Annotated in this window: 16 protein-coding genes; 15 read left to right on the top strand and 1 reads right to left on the bottom strand. The window is 60.6% G+C overall.

From position 1 onward, the window contains the following. The first annotated feature begins 93 nt into the window (after positions 1-93). The 5 genes from ACWFSR_RS12075 to tuf all read left to right on the top strand — a co-directional run bounded on the left by ACWFSR_RS12075 (position 94) and on the right by tuf (position 5,611). A complete protein-coding gene (locus ACWFSR_RS12075; RefSeq protein WP_447522450.1) occupies positions 94-924 on the top strand; it encodes a hypothetical protein in 831 nt (276 codons plus the stop codon). A gap of 335 nt (positions 925-1,259) precedes the next feature. Next, positions 1,260-1,634, top strand: a complete 375-nt coding sequence (rpsL, locus tag ACWFSR_RS12070; protein WP_197106470.1) for a 30S ribosomal protein S12 — start codon at positions 1,260-1,262, stop codon at positions 1,632-1,634. Next, the gene (gene rpsG, locus ACWFSR_RS12065; protein ID WP_009773140.1) at positions 1,634-2,104 is read left to right on the top strand and encodes a 30S ribosomal protein S7; all 471 of its coding nucleotides are present in this window, start codon (positions 1,634-1,636) and stop codon (positions 2,102-2,104) included. The genes rpsL and rpsG overlap by 1 nt, the downstream gene beginning before the upstream one ends. 89 nt (positions 2,105-2,193) lie before the next feature. Next, positions 2,194-4,308 carry an elongation factor G gene (gene fusA / locus ACWFSR_RS12060; RefSeq protein WP_197106469.1) on the top strand — a complete coding sequence of 705 codons (2,115 nt, stop codon included), beginning with the start codon at positions 2,194-2,196 and terminating at the stop codon, positions 4,306-4,308. A 109-nt stretch (positions 4,309-4,417) separates the two neighbouring features. Then, positions 4,418-5,611 (top strand): elongation factor Tu, encoded by a 1,194-nt coding sequence (gene tuf, locus ACWFSR_RS12055; RefSeq protein WP_197106468.1) that lies wholly within the window; start codon positions 4,418-4,420, stop codon positions 5,609-5,611. A 54-nt stretch (positions 5,612-5,665) separates the two neighbouring features. On the opposite strand, the gene ACWFSR_RS12050 is transcribed toward tuf, so the two are convergent. Continuing rightward, positions 5,666-6,433, bottom strand: a complete 768-nt coding sequence (locus ACWFSR_RS12050) for an IclR family transcriptional regulator (protein ID WP_447522449.1) — start codon at positions 6,431-6,433, stop codon at positions 5,666-5,668. Between the two features lie 79 nt (positions 6,434-6,512). Here ACWFSR_RS12050 and hutH point away from each other — a divergent pair, with 79 nt between their 5' ends. The 10 genes from hutH to rpsS all read left to right on the top strand — a co-directional run bounded on the left by hutH (position 6,513) and on the right by rpsS (position 15,367). Next, the gene (hutH, locus tag ACWFSR_RS12045) at positions 6,513-8,057 is read left to right on the top strand and encodes a histidine ammonia-lyase (protein WP_447522448.1); all 1,545 of its coding nucleotides are present in this window, start codon (positions 6,513-6,515) and stop codon (positions 8,055-8,057) included. Between the two features lie 8 nt (positions 8,058-8,065). Continuing rightward, positions 8,066-9,730, top strand: coding sequence for a urocanate hydratase (hutU, locus tag ACWFSR_RS12040; protein WP_447522447.1), 1,665 nt, complete (start codon positions 8,066-8,068; stop codon positions 9,728-9,730). Next, positions 9,717-10,574 carry an arginase family protein gene (locus ACWFSR_RS12035; RefSeq protein WP_447522446.1) on the top strand — a complete coding sequence of 286 codons (858 nt, stop codon included), beginning with the start codon at positions 9,717-9,719 and terminating at the stop codon, positions 10,572-10,574. Before hutU ends, ACWFSR_RS12035 begins: the two co-directional genes overlap by 14 nt. Further along, entirely contained in the window at positions 10,571-11,740 is a 1,170-nt protein-coding gene (gene hutI / locus ACWFSR_RS12030) for an imidazolonepropionase (RefSeq protein WP_447522445.1), read from the top strand. Before ACWFSR_RS12035 ends, hutI begins: the two co-directional genes overlap by 4 nt. Positions 11,741-12,252: 512 nt before the next feature. Continuing rightward, positions 12,253-12,561, top strand: a complete 309-nt coding sequence (gene rpsJ / locus ACWFSR_RS12025; protein WP_009773132.1) for a 30S ribosomal protein S10 — start codon at positions 12,253-12,255, stop codon at positions 12,559-12,561. Positions 12,562-12,601: 40 nt separating this feature from the next. Beyond that, positions 12,602-13,252 carry a 50S ribosomal protein L3 gene (rplC, locus tag ACWFSR_RS12020; protein WP_197106462.1) on the top strand — a complete coding sequence of 217 codons (651 nt, stop codon included), beginning with the start codon at positions 12,602-12,604 and terminating at the stop codon, positions 13,250-13,252. Positions 13,253-13,257: 5 nt separating this feature from the next. After that, positions 13,258-13,917 (top strand): 50S ribosomal protein L4, encoded by a 660-nt coding sequence (rplD, locus tag ACWFSR_RS12015; protein ID WP_197109484.1) that lies wholly within the window; start codon positions 13,258-13,260, stop codon positions 13,915-13,917. Then, complete coding sequence (rplW, locus tag ACWFSR_RS12010) at positions 13,914-14,213, top strand: 50S ribosomal protein L23 (protein WP_010203832.1); 300 nt, start codon at positions 13,914-13,916, stop codon at positions 14,211-14,213. The genes rplD and rplW overlap by 4 nt, the downstream gene beginning before the upstream one ends. A 17-nt stretch (positions 14,214-14,230) precedes the next feature. Further along, entirely contained in the window at positions 14,231-15,070 is an 840-nt protein-coding gene (gene rplB, locus ACWFSR_RS12005; protein WP_197106460.1) for a 50S ribosomal protein L2, read from the top strand. A gap of 15 nt (positions 15,071-15,085) precedes the next feature. Beyond that, positions 15,086-15,367 (top strand): 30S ribosomal protein S19, encoded by a 282-nt coding sequence (gene rpsS, locus ACWFSR_RS12000; protein WP_009773127.1) that lies wholly within the window; start codon positions 15,086-15,088, stop codon positions 15,365-15,367. Positions 15,368-15,388: the final 21 nt, after the last annotated feature.

The raw sequence follows: 15,388 nt of genomic DNA, 5'->3' as shown, positions 1-15,388 counted from the left end.
GCCACGACCTTTGGGTCGTGGCGTTCTTCTCGTTTCTGAGGGTTGCTTCGGTAGACTGAGCGGATCAGTCGCTGGCACGAGGAGGCATCAGTCATGACCGATCCATCTGTAGAGCGTGGTTCTTCACCGGAGAACGACGACAACATTGAGGATGCTGTGGTTGTCGACGAGACCCCCGCGGCTTCCGAACCCGTCGCACCTCTTGTCGACCCCGTTGAGGTGCCCACGGCATCCGCGGAGTCCGCTGCGTACGACGACGCCACCCTCGAAGCTGAGGCGGAGCCCGTTGTTGAGCCCGCGCTCGTTGTTGAGCCCGAAATTATCGCCGAGCCCGAGCCGGCCGTTGCCGAGACGACAGGAGCCGCAGCATCCAGTGAGCCCCGCGTCGTTTATGTGACTGCGCCGACGCCGCCCAAGGTGGCTGGCAACCGTGGATTCGGTATTTTCATTGCGCTGGCATCGACCGTCGCATTCGCGATCGTTTTCGCCATCGCTGTCGTCATCATCGGTGCAGCAGCATCCGGCCGAGTCGCGGTCGCTTTTGTGCAGGCGCCGTCGTTCTACGTTCCCGTCGCCTTCTTTGCACTTGGCGCAATCGTGATTGCGCTCATTGTGAACCGCGCAGGCTGGGCGGCGCACGTCTTTTCGAGCATCATCGTCGGGCTTGTCGTGTACTTCGGCACCGTCGGGGCGCTCCTGCTGATCAACGGAGTCATTCAGAACACTCCGGAACAAGCACATGCAATGTTCCTCGCAGCGCTGGCGGATCCACTAGTCATCGCAGCAGGTTTGCTTGGCCGTGAGGTCTCACTGTGGACGGGTGCGCTGGTCGCGAGACGAGGCCGCAAGGTCACGCAACGCAACGTGGATGCGCGTGCCAAGTGGGAAGCCGAGCTCGCGGAGAAAACTGCTGCTCAGCGCTAAAGTCTCTACCGTGCTCGCGTGCCCCGTTCTGGAGCCTGCGTGTGGGCTGTGACCATTTGACCCCGGCCTGTCCCGGGGGCTATTCTTTCTGAGGTGTGCGCTTTGTCGTGCGCTTAAGCCATGCCTCTCGAGGATTACCGCTCACGCGGGGTTTAGGTGCGAGTCACTCCACACCACAGGGTTCGACCTTCCGGTTGGCCCCCACGGCATACCCGCAAACCAACCGATCAGTTCGGTAGGGGCGTGGGTCCAGATGAACTCGGTGTTCTGAAAAGAACGTCGAATGCTAACCATCATGACGCTGTCACCGTGCAGCAAAATCAAGGAGTAATTTAGTGCCCACCATTCAGCAGTTGGTGCGTAAGGGACGCACGCCAAAGGTCGTCAAGACCAAGGCTCCCGCCCTTAAGTCCAACCCGCAGCAGCGCGGCGTTTGCACGCGCGTCTACACAACAACTCCGAAGAAGCCGAACTCGGCTCTTCGCAAGGTTGCTCGTGTCAAGCTTTCTAACGGCACCGAGGTCACGGCCTACATTCCCGGAGAAGGTCACAACCTTCAAGAGCACTCGATGGTGCTCATCCGCGGTGGTCGTGTAAAGGACCTCCCCGGTGTTCGCTACAAGATCGTTCGCGGAGCGCTCGACACCCAGGCCGTTAAGAACCGTAAGCAGGCTCGTAGCCTCTACGGCGCGAAGAAGGATAAGAAGTAATGCCTCGTAAAGGACCAGCACCAAAGCGTCCCGTAGTCGCAGATCCGGTTTACGGCGCACCCATTGTCAGCCAGCTTGTCAACAAGATTCTTCTTGATGGCAAGAAGGGCCTTGCTGAGCGCATCGTTTACGGCGCACTCGAAGGCGTAACCGAGAAGACCGGCCAAGACGCCGTTGTCACGCTCAAGAAGGCTCTCGACAACGTTCGCCCGACCCTCGAGGTCAAGTCGCGTCGTGTCGGTGGATCGACCTACCAGGTTCCTGTTGAGGTCAAGTCGCACCGTGCTAACACGCTCGCATTGCGTTGGCTCACGAGCTACGCAAAGGGTCGTCGTGAAAAGACGATGACTGAGCGTCTCACCAACGAGATCTTGGACGCATCGAATGGCCTTGGCGCCGCTGTAAAGCGCCGCGAAGACACCCACAAGATGGCCGAGTCGAACAAGGCATTCGCTCACTACCGCTGGTAGTCAGCACCTCGCAGTGAGGCGGGTCAGACGCTGTCTGGCTCGCTTCACTCTTGAGATTCTCGCTTCACCAACATACTTCGGAGGAACCTGTGGCACAGGACGTGCTCACCGACCTGACTAAGGTCCGCAACATTGGCATCATGGCTCACATCGATGCCGGCAAGACCACTACGACTGAGCGCATCCTGTTCTACACGGGTGTAAACCACAAAATTGGTGAAACTCACGATGGTGCGTCGACTACTGACTGGATGGAGCAGGAGCAAGAGCGTGGCATCACGATCACGTCCGCTGCTGTCACCTGTTACTGGAACAAAAACCAGATCAACATCATCGACACCCCCGGCCACGTTGACTTCACGGTTGAGGTGGAGCGTTCGCTCCGCGTTCTCGACGGTGCAGTCGCTGTGTTCGACGGTAAAGAGGGTGTGGAGCCGCAGTCGGAGACTGTCTGGCGCCAGGCCGACAAGTACGACGTTCCTCGCATCTGCTTCGTCAACAAGATGGACAAGATGGGCGCGGACTTCTACTACACGGTAGACACCATCGTGAAGCGCCTCGGTGCTCGTCCCCTCGTTATTCAGCTCCCCATCGGACTCGAGTCTGAGTTCGAGGGTGTTGTTGACCTCGTTGAGATGCGTGCACTCACGTGGCGCGGAGACTCCAAGGGTGACGTTCAGATGGGCGCTAAGTACGCCATCGAAGAGATCCCCGAAGACCTCAAGGAGAAGGCTGCGGAATACCGCACCGCTCTGCTCGAGGTTGTCGCTGAGACCGACGACGCCATCATGGAGCGTTACTTCGCCGGCGAAGAGATCAGCGTTGCTGAGATCAAGGCTGCGATCCGTAAGCTCACCGTCAACAGCGAGATCTACCCGGTTCTCTGTGGTTCTGCTTTCAAGAACCGTGGCGTTCAGCCGATGCTCGACGCTGTTATCGACTACCTTCCTTCGCCGGTTGATGTGCCTCCCATGGAAGCACGCGACCCCCGCGATGAAGACAAGATCATCATCCGCAAGCCTGACGCTTCGGAGCCGTTCTCGGCTCTGGCCTTCAAGGTTGCTGTGCACCCCTTCTTCGGTCGCCTCACGTACATTCGCGTGTACTCGGGACACCTTGACTCTGGTGGAGCTGTTGCTAACTCCACCAAGGGCAAGAAGGAGCGCATCGGAAAGATCTTCCAGATGGCTGCTAACAAGGAAATCCCTGTCGACAGCGTTACCGCTGGACACATCTACGCCGTCATTGGCCTCAAGGACACCACGACTGGTGACACGCTGTGTGACCCGAACGACCAGGTCGTTCTCGAGTCGATGACGTTCCCTGAGCCCGTGATCGAGGTAGCGATCGAGCCGAAGACGAAGGCTGACCAAGAGAAGCTTGGTATTGCTATTCAGAAGCTCGCTGAAGAAGACCCCACGTTCCGTACCGAACAGAACCAGGAAACTGGCCAGACGGTAATCAAGGGAATGGGTGAACTTCACCTCGACATCCTCGTAGACCGCATGAAGCGCGAATTCAACGTTGAAGCCAACGTTGGTAAGCCGCAGGTTGCGTACCGCGAGACCATCCGCCGCATTGTGGACAAGCACGACTACACCCACAAGAAGCAGACGGGTGGATCGGGACAGTTCGCTAAGGTCCAGATCTCGCTCGAGCCGATGGAGGTTGAAGGCGACAAGATTTACGAATTCGTAAATAAGGTCACCGGTGGCCGTATTCCTCGCGAATACATTGGCTCAATCGACCAGGGTTTCCAGGCATCGATGAACGTCGGAATCCTCGCAGGATTCCCGATGGTCGGCGTCAAGGGAATCATCCTCGATGGTGCTGCTCACGATGTTGACTCGTCAGAAATGGCGTTCAAGATCGCGGGAACCATGGCATTCAAAGAGGCAGCGCGCAAGGCTGACCCAGTTCTCCTCGAGCCGCTCATGGCGGTCGAGGTTCGTACTCCCGAGGAGTACATGGGAGATGTCATCGGTGACCTTAACAGTCGCCGCGGACAGATCCAGTCCATGGAGGACGCGACCGGCGTAAAGGTCGTTCGCGCCCACGTACCACTGTCGGAAATGTTCGGCTACGTCGGTGACTTGAGGTCCAAGACTTCAGGTCGTGCGGTGTACTCGATGACGTTCGACAGTTACTCTGAGGTTCCCCGCGCGGTAGCTGACGAGATTGTTGCAAAGAACAAGGGCGAGTAATCGCCGCACTACCAGCGCGCAACTAACATAGATACACACCAACTTGCGAAACATTCGGCAGTGAAAAGTCGTCGGGTGCAGAGCAACCGAGTCCTGAGGAGGACCCACAGTGGCTAAGGCCAAGTTCGAGCGGACCAAGCCGCACGTAAACATCGGAACCATCGGTCACGTTGACCACGGAAAGACCACGCTCACGGCAGCGATCTCGAAGGTACTTGCTGACAAGTACCCTTCGGCGACGAACGTGCAGCGCGACTTCTCGTCGATTGACTCGGCTCCGGAAGAACGTCAACGCGGCATCACAATCAACATCTCGCACGTTGAGTACGAGACCCCCAAGCGCCACTACGCACACGTAGACGCTCCGGGCCACGCTGACTACATCAAGAACATGATCACCGGTGCAGCTCAGATGGACGGTGCAATCCTCGTGGTTGCAGCGACCGACGGACCGATGGCTCAGACTCGCGAGCACGTTCTGCTCGCGAAGCAGGTTGGTGTTCCTTACCTGCTCGTTGCACTCAACAAGTCCGACATGGTAGATGACGAAGAGATCCTTGAGCTCGTTGAGCTCGAGGTTCGCGAACTCCTCTCCAGCCAGGGCTTCGACGGTGACAACGTTCCTGTTGTCCAGGTTTCAGGTCTCAAGGCTCTTGAGGGCGACGAGAAGTGGACCCAGTCCATCCTCGACCTCATGGATGCTGTTGACGAGAACGTTCCTGACCCCATCCGCGACAAGGACAAGCCGTTCTTGATGCCGGTTGAAGACGTCTTCACGATCACTGGTCGTGGAACCGTTGTTACGGGCCGCGCCGAGCGTGGAACGCTTTCGATCAACTCTGACGTTGAGATTGTTGGAATCCGTCCGACCCAGAAGACCACGGTCACTGGTATCGAGATGTTCCACAAGCAGCTCGACGAAGCATGGGCTGGCGAGAACTGTGGTCTGCTTCTCCGCGGAACCAAGCGTGAAGATGTTGAGCGTGGACAGGTTGTTGTTAAGCCTGGTTCCGTTACTCCTCACACGAACTTCGAGGGAACCGCATACATCCTGTCAAAGGATGAGGGTGGGCGTCACAACCCGTTCTACGCGAACTACCGTCCGCAGTTCTACTTCCGTACCACCGACGTCACCGGCGTCATCACGTTGCCTGAGGGCACCGAGATGGTTATGCCTGGCGACACCACTGACATGACCGTTGAGCTTATTCAGCCCATCGCCATGGAAGAGGGCCTCGGCTTCGCCATCCGTGAGGGTGGACGTACCGTAGGTGCCGGTAAGGTAACCAAGGTTCTGGCGTAAGCTCAGTAACTAATTACGACGAGGGTCGAGCCGAAAGGCTCGGCCCTTCGTCGTTTAACCAGCGCGGCCGGTGAGCCGCGAGGTGAGCGCGCGAGCGGCGGCCACGGTGGCCTGACCGAGCTCGTCCCACTGGTCATCGACGGCATCCGTTCTGAAGGTCAGCCCGATCGCTGCCGAAGGATAGCCGTTGCGGTCGAACGCGGCAGCGCCCACCGAGGCGTACTCCGCAGTGATGTCGCCCACTTCGCTGGCCCAGCCGCGCTCACGAGTCGCAGCCAGCAACTGGTCGAGTTCTGCCAGTGTGTTCGGCCCGGCAGTCTGGCGTCGAGTGAGGCTACTGCGTGAGGGATACAGCGCCCGCACTTGCGGAGCTGTCAGTTGCGCGAGCATGGCTCGACCGGTAGCGGTCAAATGCGCGGGAAGTTTCACGCCGACAGCCGAAACAGTAGTGGGCGCTCGGGTTCCTTGCACTCGAGCGGCGTAACTGACATCGGCACCGCTGAGCACGGCAAGGTGCGCGACGACAGGGATCGGGGCTTCAGCCGCGAGGCTCCGCATGAGCGGGCTAGCGAGTGCGGAGAGCCGTTCGCTACGCAGCGCAGATGTGCCGATCTCGGAGACGAGCGAGCTCAACCCATAGGTGCGGTCTTCCGGGTAATGCACCACGAAGCCTTCGTCGATCATGACGGTAAGCAGCTGGTAGACGGATGACCGGGGGAGCGCTAGCTCGCGCGCCAAAGCAGAGGCGGGCACGGGCCCTTTGCGGGTCGCGAGGTGACGCAGCACGGCCATGGTGTTGCGCGCGGCAGGAATGTTGGACACTCGACTCCTGTCTGGTATTTCAGACACCATATCGCGATATCCGCTCGTGGTGGAGGGTCGATGCGCGTTCACTGGGATCATGACCTCAGCCCCCAGCCAGACAGTGACCATCGGCGTCGGCGCCGTGAGCATCTCCGATGTTGTGGCGGTCGCGCGCTACGGTGCGCCGATTGCGATCTCGGTCGAGGCGACGAGCGCAATGGCTGCGTCGCGCGCGGTGATTGAAGCGTTGGCCGACGACGTTCGCCCGCACTACGGTGTCTCCACCGGTTTTGGCGCGCTGGCGACGAAACACATCGCCCCGGAGCAGCGGCTGCAGTTGCAGCGGTCACTCGTGCGCAGTCACGCCGCAAGTTCCGGTGCAGAAATTGCCGACGAAGTGGTGCGTGCGACGATGTTGCTGCGCCTCTCCACAATGGCCACCGGGCGCACGGGTGTGCGGCCCCTCGTTGCCGAAACCTATGCGGCAGTGCTCAATGCGGGCATCACCCCAATCGTGGGTGAGTACGGCAGCCTCGGCTGTTCCGGTGACCTCGCTCCGCTCGCGCACTGCGCGTTAGCGGTGATGGGCGAAGGCGACGTACGGGTTGCCGGCGAGCAGCTGCCGGCATCCGCAGCTCTCAGAGCTGCCGGCATTACCCCCGTTATCTTGCATGAAAAAGAGGGCTTGGCGCTGATCAACGGCACCGATGGGATGCTCGGCATGCTGTCGTTGGCGATTACTGATCTTGAGGCGTTGCTCACCACCGCCGACCTGTCCGCTGCCATGAGCGTGGAGGGCTTGGCCGGAACCGACCGAGTCTTCGCGGAGGATCTGCACGCCCTTCGTCCGCATCCGGGCCAGGCGCAGTCGGCGGCCAACATGCGCGCGGTGTTGCGCGACTCGGACACGATCGCGGCCCACGCCACGGGCGGCTTCACGCGAGTGCAGGATGCCTACTCGTTGCGGTGCGCGCCGCAAGTGCACGGAGCGGCGCGCGACACGGTTGATCACACGCGTCGGGTGGCCGAGCGCGAGCTTATGAGCGCGATCGATAACCCGGTGGTGACGGTGGATGGCCGGCTGGAATCCAACGGTAATTTCCATGGGGCGCCGGTGGGCTACGCTCTCGATTTCCTCGCGATTGTTGCCGCCGATGTTGCGAGCATGAGCGAGCGTCGCACTGACCGCTTCCTTGACAGCAATCGCAGCGGCGGGCTCAACGCGTTCCTGGCCGATGATCCCGGGGTGGACTCGGGGCACATGATCGCGCAGTACACCCAGGCGGGAATCGTCAGTGAGATGAAGAGGTTGGCGGCTCCGGCATCCGTTGATTCAATTCCGACGAGCGCGATGCAGGAAGACCACGTCTCCATGGGGTGGAGCGCTGGTTTGAAACTTCGCCGCAGTATCGATGGGCTATCACGAGTGATCGCCATTGAGTTGCTGACGTCGGCACGCGGGATCGAGATGCGTGGCGAGCGACCGTCACCGGTATCAGCGGCGGTGATCGCGAACCTGCGCCAGCACGTTCCCGCTGCAGGGCCCGACCGTTACTTGGCGCCCGACATTGCAGCGAGCGTTGCGCTTGTGCAGTCGGGTGCGCTCTTGTCCGCCGCACGCACTATTACTGAACTCAGTTAGGAGACGTCATGATTCAGGCACACCGCGGTTCCACACTCAACACTCTTGGCTGGCAGCAGGAGGGTGCTTTGCGCATGCTCCAGAACAACCTCGACCCTGAGGTCGCCGAGCACCCGGAAGATCTCGTCGTCTATGGCGGCACGGGCAAGGCTGCGCGTAATTGGTCCAGCTATCACGCGATTGTTCGTTCGCTCACGACCCTCAAAGGTGACGAGACGCTGCTGGTTCAATCAGGCAAGCCCGTCGGTGTGATGCAGACCCACGAGTGGGCTCCACGGGTGTTGTTGGCAAACTCCAACTTGGTTGGCGACTGGGCCAACTGGGATGAGTTCCGTCGGCTCGAGCAGCTTGGCCTCACCATGTACGGCCAAATGACAGCAGGATCATGGATCTACATTGGCACGCAGGGCATTCTGCAAGGCACCTACGAGACCTTCTCTGCAGTCGCGGCTAAGCGATTTGGCGGCACTCTCGCTGGCACCATTACCCTCACGGCTGGCCTCGGAGGCATGGGTGGGGCTCAACCGCTTGCCGTAACCATGAACGACGGTGTTGCGATTTGTGTTGATGTTGACCAGAGCCGCATCACGCGTCGCATCGATCACGGCTACCTCGACGTTGAGGCGAAGTCGCTCGCGCACGCGGTCGAACTCGCTGTTGCCGCGCGCGATGCGAAGAAGCCGCTCTCGATTGGGGTGCTCGCCAATGCGGCTGCTGCCGTCCCTGAGCTGTTGGCCATGGGTGCGCCGGTCGATATCGTCACTGACCAGACGAGCGCCCACGATCCTCTCGCGTACCTTCCTCTCGGCGTGGAATTCCACGACTGGCAGAGTGCCCGCAGCCATCCTGACTTCGCCCAGCGCGCCCGCGAGTCGATGGCGATCCACGTCGAAGCGATGGTGGGCTTCCAACGTCAGGGTGCCGAGGTCTTCGACTATGGCAATAACTTGCGTACCGAGGCGCTTGCGGCCGGGTATGCCGATGCGTTTGCTTTCCCCGGGTTCGTGCCGGCCTACATCCGTCCATTGTTTGCTGAAGGCAAGGGCCCGTTCCGGTGGGCCGCTCTCAGTGGCGAAGCCAGCGACATCCACAAGACAGACAAGGCGATTCTCGAGTTGTTCCCTGAGAACGAATCGCTCGCGCGCTGGATCAAGCTTGCGGGAGAGCGCGTGCACTTCCAGGGCCTTCCTGCCCGCATCTGTTGGCTCGGCTATGGCGAGCGCGACAAGGCTGGGCTGAAGTTCAATGAGATGGTGGCGTCGGGAGAGCTGGCCGCACCGCTGGCGATCGGGCGCGATCATCTCGATAGCGGCTCTGTCGCGTCGCCGTATCGGGAGACCGAGGCCATGAAGGATGGTTCGGACGCCATCGCCGACTGGCCGCTGCTCAACGCGCTCGTGAACACGTCATCGGGCGCAACGTGGGTCTCCATTCATCACGGTGGCGGTGTGGGCATCGGCCGGTCGATCCACGCCGGTCAGGTGACGGTCGCTGACGGCACCGAGCTCTCTGCCCAGAAGCTTGAGCGCGTACTCACGAACGATCCCGGTATGGGCGTGATCCGTCACGTCGATGCTGGCTACGATGAAGCTATTGCGGTCGCTGATGATCTCGGCGTTCGCATCCCCATGAACGAGGCTCCGCTCACGAAGGGTCACAATGCTCAACGCTGATCCGCTGTGGCCGCGTGCGGGGGATTGGCCTTCGCCGGTTGACGACGAGTGGGCGGATGTCGCACTCATCGGTATGCCGACGTCGCGCACGTCACTCTCGCCGACGCAGGCTCACACGACTCCCGCTGCGGTTCGTGAGGCACTTCGTCGTTATGCCGCGCTGTCTGATCTTCGGATCGTAGACGCCGGCACCGTGCGCGAGCCTGATCTGAATGAGCAGGGTGCGATTGATGCGGTGGCGCAGTTGCGGGCTGAGCTCGTTATCGCCCTGGGTGGAGACAATGCGGCGACGGTTCCGACGGCGTTGGGACGGTGGGGTTCAGAGATCGAGTCGGCTGGATTGATCACGCTCGATGCTCACTACGACCTACGAGACGGCACCAGTAATGGTTCACCCGTGCGTCGCCTTCTTGAGGCCGGCCTCGATGGAAGCCGTGTGGTGCAGATCGGTATTGAGCCGCTCGCGAACTCGCTGGCGTACGCCGAGCGGGCGCGCGAGGCAGGAATCACGGTCATTACTCGCGACGAGTTGCGTTCGCGCTCGATGGACGAGGTGATGGCGCAGGCGCTGGAGATTGCTGGCGCAGCGGGCGGGTCTATCCACGTCGATCTTGATGTCGATGTGTGTGATCGCTCGGTCACTCCCGGTTGCCCCGCGTCGGTGCCGGGTGGCATCTCGGCGATTGAGTTGCGCACGGCTGCACGGCTCGCTGCCGCGCATCCGGCAGTCTCCTCGATCGATTTGGTCGAGGTGGATGCCGCCGCTGACGCTCCTGACGAACGAACGGTGCGTCTGGTGGCGCTCTGCGTCCTCGAAGCAATCGCGGGAGTTTCGCTGCGATGACAAGCACGGTGATCGAGAACATTGGGCTTTTGCTCACGCATGATGAAGAGCGTCCCGAGATCTCCGCTGCCGCTCTGGTATTCGACGAGGGCCGGGTGGCGTGGTGGGGTGCTTCGGCCGATGCTCCTGCTGCCGACAGGCGAGTGGATGCCGCAGGCCGCTGTGTCCTTCCTGGTTTTGTCGACAGCCACAGCCACATCCTCTTCGCAGGGGACCGCTCGGATGAGTTTGAGGATCGCATGGCTGGCCGTCGCTACGAGGCGGGCGGAATCCGTCGCACGGTCGCACTTTCGCGCGCAGCGACTGACGCTGAGTTGCTCGCGAACGCGACCGCTCTGGTTGCGGAGATGCGCCGCCAGGGCACGACGACGGTCGAAATCAAGAGCGGCTACGGTCTGAGCGTTGCAGATGAGGCGCGGATGTTGCGGCTCGCGGCCACGCTCACTGACGAGACCACGTTTCTGGGTGCGCATGTCGTGCCGACCGAGTACGCGGACGATCGCGCCGCCTACGTGCACCTGGTCATGGGCGACATGCTCGAGGCGTGCGCTCCCCATTCGCGCTGGATCGACGTGTTCTGCGACAGCGGTGCCTTCACCGAGGCGGAGACGCGCGCCATCATCACGGCCGGGCAGGCGCGTGGCTTGGGCGCTCGTCTGCACGGTGCTCAACTGGCGGAGTCAGGTGCTGTGCAACTCGCGGTCGAGCTTGGCGCAGCGAGTGTCGACCACTGCACCTATCTCAGCGATGACGATGTGCAGGCGCTCGCCGGCAGCAGCACGGTCGCCGGACTTCTTCCCGGTGTCGAGTTCTCCACCAAGCATCCGTTCGTGGATGCCCGGCGACTCCTCGACGCGGGAGTGACCGTTGCGCTCGCCAGCGATTGCAATCCCGGCTCAAGTTTCACCTCATCCCTCCCGTTCTGCATTGCCCTCGCGGTGCGCGAGATGGGGATGACGTCGCTCGAGGCGGTGACAGCGGCGACGCTCGGGGGAGCCGAGTCGCTCCGCCGCGATGACGTGGGTCGTTTAGCGGTCGGTGCACGAGCGAATGCCCAGATTCTGGATGCCCCGCACTACCGTCATCTGGCGTACCGGCCGGGGGTCCCCCTGGTCTCCAGCGTCTTTGTGGATGGCGTTCACGAGTTGGTGCGGCCGTTGGCCTGAGGCTCCCCAAAAGTCCCGCTATCAGGCGGTAGCGGATGCTCACATCGAGGCATCACGCCGTCAGCAGGACGACACCGATCGGTGCCGTAAAAATCCGACACGCCCGGGTTGCAGTAAATGCGTGGATGTGACAAACTCTTCTAGTTCAACATTTCGCCGCCACGTGCGTGCGGATCACTTCCAGGCAGTGCATAGTTCCACATCGTATGACCCACGCAGAGCGTGAGTTATGCACCGTGTTGTAGCTAGGCCGCGGGGAGCAGAACCAAGCTTAACCAACTCCCCAATTCGATTCGAAAGAATTCGTGCTGCGGGAGACGCTTGTGCCAGTTCGCTGGCATGTGCTCCTCGCGGCTTCGCGGGTTGGTATCACAAGCAGTGACAGCAAGAACTTGACAGATAAATAGTGGTGCGAAAGCAAAAGTGCTGAGCGTCTTCGGGTGGCAACATCCGGTGTCGAACAGCCCAGGTGCACGCAGTGCAGCCAAAGTACTAAGGGAAGAGAGCCAGTCATGGCGGGACAAAAGATCCGCATTCGACTTAAGTCGTACGACCACGAGGTCATCGACTCGTCGGCACGCAAAATTGTTGACACGGTTACCCGCGCGGGTGCCACGGTAGTAGGCCCGGTGCCGCTGCCCACCGAGAAGAACGTGATTGCAGTTATCCGTTCTCCCCACAAGTACAAGGACAGCCGCGAGCACTTCGAGAAGCGCACCCACAAGCGGCTCATCGACATCATCGACCCGACGCCCAAGGCTGTGGATTCGCTTATGCGTCTCGACCTGCCGGCCGACGTCAACATCGAGATCAAGCTTTAGCTCGCGCAGTTATTGAGCGACAGAGCCGATAAGGAAAATAATGTCTACAACTAAGACGACTAAGGGTCTGCTGGGCACAAAGCTCGGCATGACGCAGGTTTGGGACGAGAACAACAAGCTCGTTCCCGTGACCGTTGTCGAAATCTCCCCGAATGTGGTTACGCAGCTGCGTAGCCCCGAGGTTGATGGATACAGCGCAGTCCAGATCGCGTACGGCCAGATCGACCCTCGTAAGGTCAACAAGCCGCTTACCGGTCACTTCGACAAGGCAGGTGTTACGCCTCGCCGTCACCTCACCGAGATTCGCACCCCTGACGCCGCGGAATACACCGTTGGCCAGGAGCTCGCAGTCGACATCTTCACCCCAGGCTCGAAGGTCGACGTTGTCGGCACGAGCAAGGGTAAGGGTTTCGCGGGTGTTATGAAGCGTCACAACTTCAAGGGTGTATCTGCAAGCCACGGTTCGCACCGTAACCACCGCAAGCCTGGTTCCATTGGCGCCTCGTCGACCCCCAGCCGTGTCTTCAAGGGCATGCGCATGGCCGGTCGTATGGGTGGTGACCGTGTAACGGTCATGAACCTCGCCGTCCACTCGATCGACCTTGAGAAGGGACTCGTGCTCATCAAGGGCGCTGTTCCCGGTGCTCGTGGCCGTATCGTCTTCGTCCGCAACGCAGTGAAGGGGGCGTAGTACACATGGCTACCTCCATCGACGTCATCGACGCCAAGGGCAAGAAGGTCGACTCTGTTGAACTTCCCGCCGAGATCTTCGACGTGCAGACCAACGTTCCGCTCATCCACCAGGTTGTTGTTGCACAGCGTGCAGCAGCACGTCAGGGTACGCACAACACCCTGCGCCGCGGTGAAGTTTCGGGTGCTGGTCGCAAGCCGTTCAAGCAGAAGGGAACCGGTCGCGCTCGTCAGGGCTCGATCCGTGCTCCTCAGATGAAGGGTGGTGGCATCGTTCACGGGCCGCACCCGCGTGACTACTCACAGCGCACCCCCAAGAAGATGATTGCTGCAGCACTTCGCGGCACGTTGTCCGACCGGGCTCGCGGTGAGCGCATTCACGTCATCGACGCTCTCGCTGTAGACGGCAAGCCTTCGACGAAGTCGGTCTTGGCTCTGCTGAACAACATCGCGCCGAGCAAGAACGTTCTCGTTGTTCTCCAGCGCGAAGATGCAACCAGCCTCAAGAGCATTCGCAACCTCGACACGGTTCACGTCTTGGCTTACGACCAGCTCAACGCCTACGACGTCGTCGTCAGCGACGACATCGTGTTCAGCAAGGGCGCCTTCGACGCGTTCGTTGCGTTCAACACCAAGTCTTCGAACAAGGAAGAGGTCAGCGCATGACCGTCACGTACAAGGACCCGCGCGACATCATCATCGCTCCCGTGGTCTCTGAGAAGAGCTACAACCTGATCGACATGGGCAAGTACACCTTCGAGGTAGACCCCCGTGCGAACAAGACCGAGATCAAGCTCGCTATTGAGAAGATCTTCAGCGTCAAGGTCGACTCGGTCAACACGTTGAACCGCACGGGCAAGACCCGTCGTACCCGTTTCGGTATGGGCAAGCGCAAGGACACCAAGCGCGCCATCGTCACGCTTAAGTCCGGTTCTATCGACATCTTCACGGCTGTCGGCTAGGGACCAAGGAGAAACTAATGGCTATTCGCAAGTACAAGCCCACGACGCCTGGTCGTCGTGGATCCTCGGTTGCAGACTTTGCTGAGATCACCCGTTCAACGCCGGAGAAGTCGCTTCTGCGCCCTCTGCCGAAGACTGGTGGACGCAACAACGCAGGTCGCATCACGACTCGTCACATCGGTGGTGGACACAAGCGCCAGTACCGCGTAATCGACTTCAAGCGCAACGACAAAGACGGCGTAAACGCCCGCGTTGCCGAGATCGAGTACGACCCCAACCGCACCGCACGTATCGCACTGCTCCACTTTGTTGATGGCACCAAGCGCTACATCGTTGCTCCGAACAAGCTCAATCAGGGCGACATTGTTGAGTCGGGTCCCGGCGCAGACATCAAGCCTGGTAACAACCTCCCGATGAAGAACATCCCCGTCGGTACGGTTATCCACATGATTGAACTTCGCCCCGGTGGCGGCGCCAAGATGGCCCGTTCCGCTGGTGCATCAGTTCGACTCGTTGCAAAAGAAGGCCCCTACGCGCAGCTGCGTTTGCCTTCCGGTGAAATCCGCAACGTTGACGTTCGTTGCCGCGCAACGATCGGCGAGGTCGGCAATGCCGAGCAGTCGAACATCAACTGGGGAAAGGCCGGCCGCATGCGCTGGAAGGGCGTTCGCCCGACCGTCCGTGGTGTTGCCATGAACCCTGTTGACCACCCCCACGGTGGTGGTGAGGGTAAGACGTCCGGTGGACGTCACCCCGTTTCCCCTTGGGGCCAGGCAGAAGGGCGCACACGTAAGCGCAAACTGCCCAGTGACCAGCTCATCGTTCGCCGCCGCAATGTCGGCAAGAAGCGCAAGTAGTAGGAGAGTCAGAAGATGCCACGCAGTCTGAAGAAGGGCCCCTTCGTCGACGACCACCTCCTACAAAAGGTTGTCAAGGCGAACGAAGCCAAGAGCAAGAACGTAATCAAGACCTGGTCGCGCCGCTCGATGATCGTTCCAGCAATGCTGGGTCACACGATCGCGGTGCACGATGGTCGCAAGCACATTCCGGTGTTCATCACCGAAACCATGGTTGGGCACAAGCTCGGCGAGTTTTCGCCCACCCGTACCTTCCGTGGACACGTGAAGGACGACAAGAAGGGTCGCCGCCGCTAACGCGGTGGTGGAGGAGGTAGA

It is taken from the genome of Salinibacterium sp. NYA9b (genome assembly GCF_976973725.1).
The sequence above is the reverse complement of the archived record's forward strand: the minus strand, read 5'-3'. Positions and strand labels throughout refer to the sequence as shown.

What these genes read in the sequence shown, in the direction of transcription:
- rplB (WP_197106460.1), top strand. Translation starts at nt 14,231, where the DNA reads ATGGCTATTCGCAAGTACAAGCCCACGACGCCTGGTCGTCGTGGATCC.
- ACWFSR_RS12075 (WP_447522450.1), top strand. Translation starts at nt 94, where the DNA reads ATGACCGATCCATCTGTAGAGCGTGGTTCTTCACCGGAGAACGACGAC.
- hutH (WP_447522448.1), top strand. Translation starts at nt 6,513, where the DNA reads ATGACCTCAGCCCCCAGCCAGACAGTGACCATCGGCGTCGGCGCCGTG.
- rplD (WP_197109484.1), top strand. Translation starts at nt 13,258, where the DNA reads ATGGCTACCTCCATCGACGTCATCGACGCCAAGGGCAAGAAGGTCGAC.
- rpsS (WP_009773127.1), top strand. Translation starts at nt 15,086, where the DNA reads ATGCCACGCAGTCTGAAGAAGGGCCCCTTCGTCGACGACCACCTCCTA.
- hutI (WP_447522445.1), top strand. Translation starts at nt 10,571, where the DNA reads ATGACAAGCACGGTGATCGAGAACATTGGGCTTTTGCTCACGCATGAT.
- hutU (WP_447522447.1), top strand. Translation starts at nt 8,066, where the DNA reads ATGATTCAGGCACACCGCGGTTCCACACTCAACACTCTTGGCTGGCAG.
- rpsJ (WP_009773132.1), top strand. Translation starts at nt 12,253, where the DNA reads ATGGCGGGACAAAAGATCCGCATTCGACTTAAGTCGTACGACCACGAG.
- rplC (WP_197106462.1), top strand. Translation starts at nt 12,602, where the DNA reads ATGTCTACAACTAAGACGACTAAGGGTCTGCTGGGCACAAAGCTCGGC.
- rpsG (WP_009773140.1), top strand. Translation starts at nt 1,634, where the DNA reads ATGCCTCGTAAAGGACCAGCACCAAAGCGTCCCGTAGTCGCAGATCCG.
- rplW (WP_010203832.1), top strand. Translation starts at nt 13,914, where the DNA reads ATGACCGTCACGTACAAGGACCCGCGCGACATCATCATCGCTCCCGTG.
- ACWFSR_RS12035 (WP_447522446.1), top strand. Translation starts at nt 9,717, where the DNA reads ATGCTCAACGCTGATCCGCTGTGGCCGCGTGCGGGGGATTGGCCTTCG.